Here is a 13,925-nt window from a genome sequence, read left to right on the forward strand (position 1 = left end):
TATGGCAGATCCTATAACTTTACCCCCTGGACTTCAATGAGCGTCAATTTTAATTCTTCCAGCAAGCTTTCTCCTAGTTCCTTTACTTTCTCTTTATCCCCTTCATGCACCGATAAAAGGGCATCAGTAATAGGAAGCAACTTGTAAAATCCAGCCGTACCTGCCGACCCCTTTAACCGATGACCAAGTTCCCTTATCTTTTCCAAACTGCATGTACGTAAGGAAGCTTCCAGTTGCTCCATAGCTTCCCAGAGCGAACTTATCGTGATCTTCAGTAATTCTTCAGCGATCATCTTATCCCCGTCAAAAAGTGAAATTAAATGTGCTATGTCAAACCTAACGTCTTTTTGGAGGACAGCTGGCAGGGTTTCCTTCTCCGGGAATCCATCCACATTGCCACTGTTAAGCCACTTAAGGAGGGTTTTGACCAATTTTTCTTGAGCAATCGGTTTGGAAAGATAATCACTCATACCCGCCTCCAGGCATCTCTCTCTTTCTCCAGCCACGGTTCCGGCGGTGAGGGAAATAATGGGCACTTCTTTACCAGATGGCAAATTCCTTATGGCCTGGGCAGCTTCATAACCATTCATTACTGGCATTTGAACATCCATCAATACTAAATCGGAGGGTTGTCTCATAAATTCTTCATAGGCATACATGCCATTTTCCACAGACCGAACCTCAAAATTGGGACTGATTTTGGAAAGGAGAATCTTAGTCAGCTTCATGTTCACCGGATTATCCTCTGCCACAATAATGGAAATATTTCTTTTTTCAAAAAGCCCGGAAAAATCCAAAGCATCTGTTCGGGGCTCTACAATCGGGGCGGGAAAATGAATGTTGTGAAATGCCTCGAACAGTTGTTCAGAACGCAGGGGCTTCACCAGTTTTTGGCTAATTTTGAGCTTATTCATTGTTTGCTCATCCAGTTCTTCCTCACTAGAACTGGAGAGGATAATGACCGGAACATCAACAAGGGAAGTAAAATTAGCTTTCCTTATTTTCATTGTCGTCTCTATTCCATTTAAGTAAGGCATTCTATAATCCATCAGAATAAGATCCACCTTGTTGCCTTTTGACAAGAACTCCAAGGCCGCCATGCCGTTTTCGGCCTGATCCACATTAATCCCCTCCCGGATCAATACCTCTTGTATCAATTCACGGTTGGTGGCATTATCGTCTACCACGAGCACCCGATTTATCCCTAAAGCTTTTTGGGGAGAAAAACTTTCGCCAACCTTAGTGGAAACACTGAGATCGAAATAAAACTCACTCCCTTTTCCGGGATGGCTATTCAGTTTCAATTCGCTTCCCATAAGGTTCAGCAACTTGTTGGAAATTGCCAAACCTAAACCACTACCTCCGTATTTTCTAGTGGTACTGGCATCCTCTTGGGCAAAGACCTCAAAAATTTTCAATTGCTTTTCCTTTGCGATACCAATACCAGTGTCCCTGACAGAAAACCTGAAAGTCCCTGTTCCAGATTCCCCCCTTACCAGTTCTTTGATTTCAAGGATTACTTCTCCTTTTTTGGTAAACTTGATGGCATTTGTGAGTAGGTTAATCAGTACCTGCCTTATCCTCACACTGTCTAAGAAAAAATACCGCGGCAAATAGGGGGAGATTTTCAACACCAACTCCAGCCCTTTGCTATGAGCTTGGTACTTGGTAACATCAGAAACTTGTGAACCAAGCCGAAAGATATCTGTCTTCTCCACCGAAAGCTCCATTTTCCCTGCTTCAATTTTAGAAAAATCTAAAATGTCGTTGATAAGGTCTAGAAGGGAATGTGCGGAATGGTGCACGGTAGACATATATTGGAGTTGCGTCTCTGTAAGAGGTGTCTTCATCAGAAGATCAGTGAAACCTATTACCCCATTAAGTGGGGTGCGGATTTCATGACTCATGTTTGCCAAAAAATCCGATTTGGCTTTATTTGCATTTTGAGCTACTTCAATAGCCTCCTTTAGTTGGTTTTCATTTTGTTTTTGCTCCGAAATATCCTGGATTACACATAATACAAACCACTCCTCTTTTTCATTTTGAAATTTAATCCCTTTCAACAAAACGGGGAAATTACACCCATCTTTTTTAATATACTCTTTTTCATAAGGTCCAAAATGTGTATTCTCGGCCATCCTTTCTACCAATTGCTCCTCCTCCTTATGGTATTGGCTGGGAGTGATGTCCCAAAAAGTGAGTTCTTGAAATTCCTCCCTGGTATATCCTGCTGACTTAATCAGTGCTGAATTGACATCGATAAAGCGTCCTGTTTTTAAATCCGTCAACGCTATACCTACTGGTGAAAGCTCGAAAAATTCGGAAAACTTAATAAGGTTTGGAGCGTGGAGAATCTCTCTGAAACCTTCTTTTACCCTACTTTTCAAATTTGCCTTGCATACCCTTGAAGCAAGGTTGGCCAACTTTTCCAATTGGCTCCTAACAGCAAGGGGCAAGTCGAGGGCTTCGCTTTCTAGAAGTATCAAATAGCCCATAGCACCATGTTCTCCCTTTACTTTAAAAGGAAAAACAGAAGCAGGGCATTGCCCCAAAACACTGTTTTCATAGACCTGGTCAAGCTTTAAAGTGTGAAGAACACATTCATCCGAAGCTATACCAACAGCAACGGAATTAAGTTCTGCTGCTAAAATTGTCCTATCGCCTATTTTTAATTCTACCCTTGCTGCCGATACACCAGAAATACTACATGCTAAGTCCAGAATATCAACAAGGGCTTCATTTCCGCCAAACCCTGTATGGTTGAGCTGAACGGTGACAGGGGAATTATCGCTACAAGGGTGATCACTGATCCAGAATTCTTGCATACCAAAAAACTATTAACAAATAAAATTCCTAACATGTAAAAATGAAAATTAATTAGGTAATTATCAAAAAATATAAAATAAAATTTTATAAATTCCTGTTTTCGTTTGACATAAAGCATATTTTTTGTCATAAATTACAAATTCAACTATCCATAAGAACTAGCAATATCCTGAGAGAACTTGCCATACCGGGATAAAAATTTCAACTTTACCAAACTCTTTACCCAATCCGCCAAGGCCACATGGAAAACAGGATACTATTTACAATTCCTACCTTTGCTTTGCTCGGCTTAGCGATGTTTTTCATTCCTGATTTTTCAAATTCGGGTCACAAAACCCCTTCACCTACGGAAATTAGAGTACTGACCTACAACATACATCACTGCAATCCCCCAAGTATATCCGGTGAGATAGATATTGAAGGCATAGCGAAGGTAATAGCGGAAAGTGGTGCTGAAATCGTGGCTTTACAAGAAGTAGACGTTTTTACCGAACGTTCTGGGAAGGACTTGCACCAGGCCAAGGAACTGGCTAGGTTGACTGGCATGGATTGGCATTTTCACAAATCCATAGACCACGATGGAGGGGAGTACGGAAATGCGATACTTACTTCTTTCCCCATCAAAGAAAAAGGTGGGTTTGCGTTGCCTTTTCAGGAGAACACCGAACCAAGGGGGGTAGCATATGTGAAATTGGATTTGGGTTCCGGGAAATTGCTGAAATTTGCCAGTACACACCTGGATTTCACCAATGAGGCCAACACCTTGATGCAAGCAAAGCACCTGAATGAATACTTCATCGAAAATTCCGATCCGCTGATTGTGGCAGGAGATTTTAATAGCGAAAGATCATCGGCTCCAATCACCTACTTAGAAACCTATTTCGAGGATTCCTGCCTTGGAAAATGCCCCCCAACCTTTCCTCAGGATCAGCCAAAAACAACCTTGGACTATATCTTTTTGAGAAAGGATCATGGAATGAAAACCAAAGTACATGAAGTAATAGAGGAAACCCATGCCTCTGACCATAGACCAGTTTTTGCCCTTATAGCGATTGAAAGCTAAAAACTTTCTTTTTTTTGAAAATCATTAATACCTTTGTCTCACCTGCAGGAAAGAGAACTGGTGAGAACCACTAATCACCAGAAATAGAGTTTTTTGCCTAAACAAATTATTTGGGAACTGTTTCCTTCACTTATTTTAGCCTTTAATTGCGATTCACTTGTTTTTAGAAAATATAATCCCCTATGCTAATTGACCTTATAGCTGGCGCCAGGCCTAATTTCATGAAAATATCGCCCATCATCGACGCTATTAATCAAGCAAAAACAGAAGAGGGAAAAATAGATTTCCGACTGGTCCATACGGGACAACACTATGATAAGAACATGTCTGGGAATTTTTTCAAACAACTTGGCATTCCCGAGCCTCACCATAACTTAGGTGCAGGAGGAGGTACCCAGGCTGAGCAGACTGCCGCCATAATGATTGGATATGAGAAACTTCTTTTGACCGAAGGAAGGCCCTTTCTCTGCCTGGTGGTTGGGGATGTCACATCAACTATGGCCTGTGCCATTACCGCCCAAAAGCTACATGTAAAGGTGGCGCATGTGGAAGCCGGCATCCGCTCTGGTGACTGGTCCATGCCCGAAGAAATAAACAGGATGGTCACCGATAGTATCACCAATTATTTCTTTACTACCTCTCAAAAGGCCAATGAAAACCTTATAAATTCAGGTATTGAAAAAGACCGCATCTTCTTTGTCGGAAATACCATGATAGATACTTTGCTAAAACACCGTCCCAGGTTCTCAAAACCCCCAGTTTGGGATGAGGTGGGGCTTGAAAAAAAGAAGTACATAGTGATGACCCTTCATCGCCCTGCTAATGTAGACCAAGAAGAAAAACTGAAGTCTCTTATCCAGGAGATCGTAGACAATTCAAGGAACTTACCCCTGATATTCCCCGTCCATCCCAGGACCAAAAAGATGCTCCAAAGCATTGGGATATCCCATGATAAGCTGTATATGATAGAGCCATTGGGTTATTTGGAATTTAACTTTTTAGTCGAAAAATCCCTAGCCGTAATCACCGACTCAGGTGGAATTACTGAAGAAACCACCGTCCTGGGTATCCCCTGCATGACACTCAGGGACAATACCGAGAGGCCGGAGACCATTTTGGAGGGCACAAATGAGCTGTTGGGTACAGACCCGAAAGCAATTGCACCTGCTATGAATCACCTGTTTTCTGGAAAGTGGAAGAGAGGTAAGGTTCCGGAACTTTGGGATGGTAAAACTGCTACAAGAATCGTGGATATTATTTTACAAACACTTCCCAAATATTCTGCACCTAATTTAAATTGAAGTACATCCGCTATATTTAATTCACAAAATGAAATCGTGCATGACACAAGTGTCACACAGGGAAATGATTAAGATTGCGAGATTCTCCCGAAGCGAGTTCGGGGCAGGCTATATGGCCTTTAAAAAACAAATTATAATCATATGAAATTTGAAAATAAAAACCTCTCTGAGGCTAAAATCGCCATAATAGGATTAGGGTATGTTGGGCTTCCCCTTGCGGTGGAGTTTGCCAAAAAATATCAAGTTGTTGGTTTTGATATTTCCCCCAAAAGAATTGAAGAACTAAATCAAGGCAAGGACCTTACCAGAGAAATCGAGGACAAGGATTTACAGGAGGTGTTGGTCAAGGAGCCTAAGGCTGGTTTGTTCCCAACCAAGGACCCTGAAAAGCTCCAAGGGGCTACGGTTTACATTGTTACTGTGCCTACCCCTACGGACAAACATAATAAGCCCGTATTGACCCCCATGATCAAAGCTTCCGAAACAGTGGGTAAATATCTGAGAAATGGGGATATTGTGATATACGAATCCACCGTTTACCCTGGGGTAACCGAAGATGAATGCGTCCCTGTACTGGAAAAAGTTTCTGGCCTTTCCTACAACAAGGATTTTTATGTTGGCTATTCCCCTGAGCGAATCAACCCGGGTGATAAAGAGCACACTGTTGCGAAAATCTTGAAGGTAACCTCAGGAAGCACACCGGAAGTGGCCGATTACGTGGATGATCTCTACAAGAGTATCATAACTGCCGGGACTCACAAAGCCTCCAACATAAAAGTGGCCGAAGCCGCCAAGGTGATTGAAAATGCCCAACGGGATATCAACATCGCATTTGTCAATGAGTTGTCGAAAATATTCAACCTGATGGGAATTGACACCCATGAAGTACTTGCAGCAGCAGGAACCAAATGGAATTTTCTCCCTTTTAAGCCAGGACTAGTGGGCGGGCATTGCATTGGAGTGGATCCCTACTATTTGGCCCAAAAGGCGCAGGAAGTGGGGTATCATCCGGAAATCATCCTAGCGGGAAGACGTTTGAATGACAGCATGGGAAAATTTGTGGCCACGGAAGTCATCAAATGGATGATGCGAAAAGACCTTAAAGTAATTGACTCGAAGGTGCTCATATTGGGCTTTACCTTTAAAGAAGACTGCCCTGATGTACGTAACACCCGGGTGATCGACATTTACAAGGAGCTCAGGTCTTTCGACATGGCTGTAGACGTATATGATCCTTGGGCCAATCCTGAAGAAGTAAAGGAAGAGTATGGCATTAGCATGATAGGAGGAGAAATTGCCCCTGACTTGGACCAATACTCGGCCGTGATTTTGGCAGTGGCGCATAAGGAATTCAGGGCACTTCCCATACAAAAATCCGAATATAAGGTAGTCTTTGACGTGAAGGCTGTTTTGGACAAGGACAAAGTAGATGCAAGACTATAAGCACGGTTAAATGAATAGGGAGCCTTTTTGCTCCCTATTCATCCTAATGCCTTTAGTTCTTGTTAAATTTCCCTTTTAACATAGCAAGTTTGGTGGCCAAATCACCATCGCCGGCTTCCTCTTTTTTGTTTCCTCTTTTGCCCTTACCTTTGGGGTTCTCCCCGAATGGATCGGATTTCATACTTAATGCAATCCTCTTTCTAGCAATATCTACCTCCACCACGGTAACCTCCACTTTTTGATTTACTGTCACTACCTCCGTTGGATCTTTCACAAACCTGTCTGCAAGATGACTTAAGTGCACCAGGCCATCCTGATGTACCCCAATATCCACAAATGCCCCAAACTTGGTGATGTTGGTAACAATTCCTGGTAGTTTCATCCCCACCTTCAAGTCCTTCATGGTATTTACACCCTCCTGAAACTCAAACACCTCAAAGCTTTCCCTCGGATCCCTGCCAGGCTTGGCCAATTCCTCCAAGATGTCCCGAAGGGTAGGTAGCCCCACCTCATCACTTACATATTTTTCGAGAGTAATCTTTTCAGTAACTCCTTTTTCTTTTAGTAACTGGTTCAATTCATATCCGATATCTTTAGCCATTTTTTTCACCAAGCCATACCGTTCTGGGTGAACCGCACTGGAATCTAATGGGTTTTCCCCATTTCGGATCCTAAGAAACCCTGCTGCCTGTTCAAAAGCCTTTTCCCCTAGACGAGGCACATTCCGGATTTCCTCCCTACTTTTAAAAGGGCCATGCTCATCCCTATAATGGACAATGTTTTGGGCAAGTGAGGGCCCTAATCCGGAAACATAAGTGAGCAATTGCTTGGATGCAGTATTCACTTCCACACCTACACCATTCACACAACTCATTACCGTATCATCTAGGGAATTCTTCAAGGCGGCTTGGTCCACATCGTGCTGATATTGCCCTACCCCTATGGATTTTGGGTCTATCTTTACCAATTCCGCCAAGGGATCCATAAGCCTCCTTCCGATAGAAATAGCTCCTCGCACCGTCAAGTCCTGATCTGGAAACTCTTCCCTGGCCGCTTCGGAGGCACTATATATAGAAGCCCCGCTTTCATTCACCATTACAACAATAACTCCCTCTAACCCCAGACCTCTCACAAAAGATTCAGTTTCTCTGCTGGCAGTTCCATTTCCTATACCTATTGCTGTAATGTGATGCTTTTCCACCCAATGCTTTAATATAGCTCCCGATTCTGCTGTTTTACGTTGGGGTTCATTCGGAAAGATAGTTGCATACTCCAAAAATTGCCCTTGTTTTCCCAAAGCTACCATCTTGCAACCTGTCCTAAAACCCGGATCTATGGCAATTACCGCCCGTTCTCCCAGTGGAGCGGATAACAGCAATTGACGCAAGTTTTCGGCAAAAACACGGATAGCTTCCTCATCCGCCTTTTTCTTGGAATAAAGCCGAACTTCGGTTTCCATGGAAGGTTTTAGCAAGCGCTTATAACTATCCCTTATGGCCAATTTTACTTGTTGTGCTGTGGGGTGATCTCCATTAAGGATTCTTCTTTCGATGATAGAAACGGCATCCATCTCCTCTGGACAGGCATCCAACATTAGGAAAAGTTCCTTTTCACCTCGTCTCATAGCCAAAACTCTGTGGGATGGGGCAGTTTTTATTGGTTCAGACCACTCAAAGTAATCTTTGTATTTTTGGGCCTCCTCCTCTTTTCCCGGAATTACCCTGGAGGTAAAAACCCCTTCTTCAATAAACAACTCCCTAAGCGATTTCCGGATACTTGCATCTTCGTTTATCCATTCTGCAATAATGTCCCTTGCTCCCTGAAGAGCATCTTCCGTGGTAAGTACCTCTTTTTCCTCATTCACGAATTCAAGGGCTAGCGCAGCAGGGTCTACTCCCTTTGCTTGTTCAAAAAGTTGGTTGGCCAAGGGCTCCAAACCTTTTTCCCTGGCCACAGTGCCTTTAGTTCTGCGCTTTGGTTTATAAGGGAGGTAAATATCCTCCAAGGTGGCCATAGTCTCAGCGCCCTCTATCTTTTTCTCCAACTCAGGACTAAGCTTCCCTTGCTCTTTTATGGATTTTAAAACCGCCTCTTTTCGCTTATCCAAATCCCTCAGCTGTTGAACCCGGTCCCTGATGGCAGCTACTTGTACCTCGTCGAGGCTTCCAGTGACTTCTTTTCTATATCTTGAGATAAACGGTACCGTAGCACCCTCATCCAGAAGTGCCACCGTACTATCCACCTGTTTTAATTGTATTCCTAGTTCTTCAGCAATCTTAAAATAATGATTCAAATTCGTCATATCAAATTGTATCCTTCCCGTATTATTTTTCCATTTCGGGACGCAATTTAAGGCTATTTTTTTTTGGCTTAATCTAAAAAGGGGAAAAATCGAAAAGCGAAATGTCAATAAGTATGCGTATTTTTGCCCTATAAAAATTTGTACCTATTTTGTACCTATTATGCATACCATGAATGAAGGTAACAAAGGAGAGAAACTTTATGATCTTTCCGATCTTGAAGAAATTAGTGGTGGGAGTAGGGACTTTGTCCAACAAATGCTTCAGCTTTTTATAGATCAATCCGAAACCACCATTACCGGGTTCAAAGCCTCCTTGGAAAACAACGATTTGGCGCAAATAAAAAGCTTAGCTCATCAAATTAAACCCAGCATTGACAATATAAAAATCCATCCACTAAGCAAGTTAATACGGGAAGTAGAAGGTGCCCCAGAGGACAACCTACCTTCATCAGATCTGGAGCCCAAAATTAATTCCACCATCGAATGGCTCGAAAAAGTTAATCAGCAGTTACTTCGGGAGATTAAGTAAGTTCAGGACTCATTCTTCTGGATAAAAAGCATGAAGCCTTCTTCGTTCCTTATCTGCTTGATTGGTCTTATCCTTTAGCTCCAGAATTTTTACTCTATATCTCATTGCTTCACCAGCCACATAGGAGTCAGGGAAGGATTTTGCTGATTGGGTAAATAGCTCAAAGGCTTTGTCCAAATCACCGGATTCAAATAGCTTTTTTGCCTGCTCAACGTGTTCTTTCCATAACTTGGCTTCAGGTCTCATCCGCTCGGCCTCTTGAAGAACCTCAAATATGGGAAGTTCATTAGGTTCTACTTTATCATGAATTACCAATTGAGGGGTAAGTTCAAAAAAATCCCTTATTGCCAAAAAATAGGCCTCTGCCTCAAGTTCATTATATTCCTTCACTTTTAGCCTTTGCTCCTCCGATGGATTGGAAAAGAAGGAAGCCTCTGCCACTATCCCAGGAATACCGTATGTCCCACGGAGTACACTTGCTCCGGAGGAGGGGAAAATGGTAAAATCCGAAACCACACTCACAGGCACTGCATTTCCGAAAAGATGCTCTCTAAACCTTTGAGCAGCTAATTGGGCCAGTTTTACTCCAGCAAGGTTTTCTGTGGCACTGCCATGAAAGTAAACAATGGGAAAGTTCACCGCGGTATCAGCGGTCGCATTGTGGTGAATGGACAGGAAAATGTCCGCATTGGAGTCTTTGGCAATTTCGCTTCTCCTATCCAAGGGGATAAACTCGTCAGAATCCCTTGTCATGATCACCTTTGCTCCGGCATTCTCCAATTTCTCTTTGAGATGTAGAGCGACTCTTAAATTAACCCATTCCTCCCTTTCACCAGTTGGACCCACCCTGTATTGGTCTGTATCCGAGGTGCCTCCATGGCCCGGATCCAAGCAGACTGTTTTATTTTTTAGATTTGCCGTTGATTCACCAGCGGTACCCCATACAGAAGCTAATACCAATATTGAAATTGCTATACAATTATAAATCAGGTATTTAATCATGGTAGAGAGATAAACTGGTTGTCTTAAAGCAGAAAGTTACAAAACTATTGGTCAAAATAAGTTAGTTAAAATTCTTTGAGAATGGTAATATTTGTAAAAAAAGAAGTATTATCCTTGGCATTTAAACTATAGTCCACAAAATGAAAAAATTATTAAATGTTTTCATAGGGTTAAATATCCCATTTTTACTAATACTGATTTCTTTTGGTGCTTGTCAACCAACTGTGAAGCATGGGCAACCATCGGAGAATCCCCAACCCTCCAATCCGCTCAAGGAGTATGTGTCCAAAGAAAACCGGGAATTAAAGTACGAGTTGGTTCATGAGAGAAATGAGAACACCTATGATTATTATGTGCTTCGGGTAGAATCCCTGAATTGGCTTTCAGAGGAGATAGTGGACAAGACCCAGTGGTGGCATTGGGTGAGTGTGGTATTACCAAAAAACAGCAAGTCGGATGTTTCTATCGTTTTTATTGGAGGAGGAAGCCAAAACACCAAGCTACCGGAGAACCCTACAAAGGAAGCCTCAGAATTGGCCATGGCCACCGGGGCTCCTACCATTTATATTCATAATATACCTTTTCAACCGTTGAATTTTGTGGGGGATAGCCTGGTAAATCGCACCGAAGACGCCATCATTGCATATGGTTGGAGGAAATTTCTGGAAGGAGGGGCAAAAAACGAGGAGGCTGAATGGCTGGCCCGACTACCCATGACAAGGGCGGTGATGACTGCTGTAGATGCTGTAGCTGAGTTCTCTCAGGAACATCATGGGGCAACCATTGATAAGTACATGGTGGCCGGGGCGTCCAAAAGAGGCTGGACTACCTGGACTACAGCTGCTATGGACGAAAGGGTGATTGGGATGGCTCCCATAGTCATAGATCTTTTGGACCTAATACCTTCCTTTAAACACCATTGGAGAAGTTATGGGGAATGGTCCCCTGCAATTAAAGACTATGAAAGAGAAGGTATAATGGACTGGATGAACACGGAAGAATATGACCGGCTACTCGAAATTACAGATCCTTTAAACTATCTCGAGCAGGTCAAGGATATTCCCAAATTGCTGATTAATGCATCTGGGGATGAGTTTTTTCTACCCGATAGCTGGAGGTTTTACTGGGAGAAAATCGAAGGGGAAAAACATCTCCTTTATGTGCCAAACACCGGTCACTCCTTAAAGGACACAGATGCTGCCCAAGTATTGGCCGGGTTTTTTAAGCGCTTGGTCGAGGAGGAGGAGCGTCCCAGGTATTCCTGGGAAATCACCGACACCCATATCAAAATAAAGGTGGATCCGGAAAACGGCCCAGTTCAAGTAAAGTTATGGGAAGCCACCAACCCTGATGCCAGGGACTTCCGAATTTATGTCCTTGGGCCTAAGTGGAGGGATACCACTATCAGCCTTTCTGAAGATGGACACTACGAAATCCCCATAGAAGCCCCGGAGAAGGGCTGGAAAGGCCATTTTGTGGAGCTTACCTATGCAGGGAATTCGCCCATTAAAGTATCAACCGGAATCAAGGTCTTGCCTGAAACCTATCCTTTCGACCCCTTTACCCCTGATACCTCAAGGATAAATCGGGCACAGTGATAAAAAAAATTCCCAGGATATAGAGTTATATCCCCTAATTAGCCGCCTTGTTTTCAAGGATTAAATAGGGAATACCTTTGTCCATCCATCTGTCAAATGCCGCCTGATAGTCAGTGCCAAATACCATCCCCCCAAGGATCAAATCCAAATCCCCATCCCCGTCAACATCTCCTACATCCATCACTATCCACCTCCCATCTTGTACCTCCTCAAAAGTATAAGGTTGAAATTCCATCTGTCCCTGGTTTTTTAACAAGACAAACCCCAAGTCGGCCCCATTTTCAAAATCAGGAAAAAAGGATATAGCCGCAATGTCCATATTGCCGTCCCCGTCAAAATCATGAGGAATGGCCATATAGGCTCCATGCATAGGGTAGAAAAATTCTTCCTTAAATCGATTGTTACCATCGTTTAAATAGATGCGCACCCCATGGTAGGGTTTCAATACAGGGTCATAATCGGCATTGTCACCCGCAGTATAAATGATGTCCAGATGCCCATCTTCGTTAAAATCAAAAAGATGAAAATAACTTGATCCATAAGATGGGGGAAATCGTACCAGCGGCTCTTCGACAAACCTTCCGTTACCCTGGTTCCAAAAAATAAAAATCCCCTCATCCCCCTGGCCAAACAAAGAGACAATGTCCAGCCTTCCATTTCCATTCATATCTTCAAGGTATGCCTTAGTGGCTCCTGGGATGTCTTTTAAAATCCTTTTCAAATACTCACCATTTGCCTGTTTTTTGTACCATGCCAAAGCTCCAGTATGTTTGCCGTATTCACAAATCACAAACTCTTCCTCTCCATCCCCGTCCAGGTCTCCTGCCACTACATGTACCGGACGCTGAAGCTGGTCTATAAGCAGCCTGGCTCTGGTAATATCTGCGTTTGGCATTTCCAGAAGGGCGCCATTATCCATATCGGTAGGGTTGAATGCTCCCATGGCCAACACATAGGTGCTATTGCCTTCCTCCACCCAAACAGCGCCCTGAGGGACAGGAGCTGAGCGTAGTAAGGTCATTTCAGAGTCCAAAATACTGTATAGAGACCTGCCGGCATCACCTACATGAATCCGGTTGTTCCTTCCAAATTTCACCATGGAGGTCATGGGCTGCTTTACCCTATAAGGGGGGATTTTAACCTCAAACCCAGGAATACCCCTTATGGGTTTGGGGTATTCGGGTAAATCCAGTTTCTCAGGAGCCTCTTCAATGTAATAAGCCTTTATCTTTTCAAATATGGAGGAGTCCAAAGTTGCGGTCTTGGGAAACACCTGTCTCCTTTCCACAAGCTCACCAGGTCTTCCTTTTTCGAGTAAGAATTCCCTTGTAGTATCCGATTCATAGAGACCAAAATAATTCCCCATTCTGGGCAAAATGTAGGTTTCCCAGGTGGTCTTATCGAGCAATTCCGGAGATGGATAAAGATGGCACCCAGCACAATAACGGCGGGATAACTGACTTCCGTCCAACACCTCTTCTTTTTCCGGCTCCACTTTCGCTGTGGTAGTCTTTTCGCTGTCTTTTTCCTCCTTTTGGTCCTTTGAATCACAGGAAAGCAAAATTACCATGGCTAGGAATTGGGAAAGGAAAACGTTCTTGATTAAGGCCAAAATAGTGAAATTGAATTACTGCTTTTTATTGATTGTCCCAGGTATACATGAATTACGCCATGGAGCTACAAAAGTACTATATATAATAAAACAAACCAGCCGGGTATATGATAACTACTTCACTAACTCCTCCAAAAACCACTCTAAAAATAAATTGGTGATAAAACACCAAGAGCCCGCAATGCCCCAGACCTCGGTAAAACATTAGGGTAAAACCGTGAAAGGCAAGGTAGCGGTCCTCTTTTTTTG

General features: G+C 43.2%; 9 protein-coding genes. 5 read left to right on the forward strand and 4 right to left on the reverse strand.

The window, feature by feature from the left end; translation table 11 throughout:
* Positions 1-11: 11 nt before the first annotated feature.
* Positions 12-2,825: a PAS domain-containing hybrid sensor histidine kinase/response regulator gene (locus tag DB520_RS19740; protein WP_114751496.1), complete on the reverse strand. Its 2,814-nt coding sequence runs from the start codon at positions 2,823-2,825 to the stop codon at positions 12-14.
* A 242-nt stretch (positions 2,826-3,067) separates the two neighbouring features.
* Between DB520_RS19740 and DB520_RS19745 the strand changes: the two genes are divergently transcribed.
* From DB520_RS19745 to DB520_RS19755, 3 genes are all read left to right on the forward strand, one after another.
* The gene (locus tag DB520_RS19745; protein ID WP_232835067.1) at positions 3,068-3,889 is read left to right on the forward strand and encodes an endonuclease/exonuclease/phosphatase family protein; all 822 of its coding nucleotides are present in this window, start codon (positions 3,068-3,070) and stop codon (positions 3,887-3,889) included.
* A gap of 182 nt (positions 3,890-4,071) precedes the next feature.
* Entirely contained in the window at positions 4,072-5,190 is a 1,119-nt protein-coding gene (gene wecB, locus DB520_RS19750) for a non-hydrolyzing UDP-N-acetylglucosamine 2-epimerase (protein WP_114751497.1), read from the forward strand.
* A 141-nt stretch (positions 5,191-5,331) separates the two neighbouring features.
* Positions 5,332-6,633 (forward strand): nucleotide sugar dehydrogenase, encoded by a 1,302-nt coding sequence (locus DB520_RS19755; RefSeq protein ID WP_114751498.1) that lies wholly within the window; start codon positions 5,332-5,334, stop codon positions 6,631-6,633.
* Positions 6,634-6,685: 52 nt separating this feature from the next.
* On the opposite strand, the gene DB520_RS19760 is transcribed toward DB520_RS19755, so the two are convergent.
* Positions 6,686-8,935, reverse strand: a complete 2,250-nt coding sequence (locus DB520_RS19760) for a Tex family protein (protein WP_114751499.1) — start codon at positions 8,933-8,935, stop codon at positions 6,686-6,688.
* A gap of 169 nt (positions 8,936-9,104) precedes the next feature.
* Between DB520_RS19760 and DB520_RS19765 the strand changes: the two genes are divergently transcribed.
* Positions 9,105-9,464 carry an Hpt domain-containing protein gene (locus tag DB520_RS19765; RefSeq protein WP_157972173.1) on the forward strand — a complete coding sequence of 120 codons (360 nt, stop codon included), beginning with the start codon at positions 9,105-9,107 and terminating at the stop codon, positions 9,462-9,464.
* Positions 9,465-9,473: 9 nt separating this feature from the next.
* On the opposite strand, the gene DB520_RS19770 is transcribed toward DB520_RS19765, so the two are convergent.
* Positions 9,474-10,466 (reverse strand): N-acetylmuramoyl-L-alanine amidase family protein, encoded by a 993-nt coding sequence (locus DB520_RS19770; protein ID WP_114751501.1) that lies wholly within the window; start codon positions 10,464-10,466, stop codon positions 9,474-9,476.
* Positions 10,467-10,606: 140 nt separating this feature from the next.
* Here DB520_RS19770 and DB520_RS19775 point away from each other — a divergent pair, with 140 nt between their 5' ends.
* Positions 10,607-12,064: a PhoPQ-activated pathogenicity-related family protein gene (locus DB520_RS19775; protein ID WP_114751502.1), complete on the forward strand. Its 1,458-nt coding sequence runs from the start codon at positions 10,607-10,609 to the stop codon at positions 12,062-12,064.
* Positions 12,065-12,098: 34 nt separating this feature from the next.
* On the opposite strand, the gene DB520_RS19780 is transcribed toward DB520_RS19775, so the two are convergent.
* The gene (locus tag DB520_RS19780) at positions 12,099-13,676 is read right to left on the reverse strand and encodes an FG-GAP repeat domain-containing protein (protein ID WP_232835068.1); all 1,578 of its coding nucleotides are present in this window, start codon (positions 13,674-13,676) and stop codon (positions 12,099-12,101) included.
* Between the last annotated feature and the right edge of the window lie 249 nt (positions 13,677-13,925).

It is taken from the genome of Pleomorphovibrio marinus (assembly GCF_003347495.1).
GTDB classification, from domain to species: Bacteria; Bacteroidota; Bacteroidia; order Cytophagales; family Cyclobacteriaceae; genus Pleomorphovibrio; species Pleomorphovibrio marinus.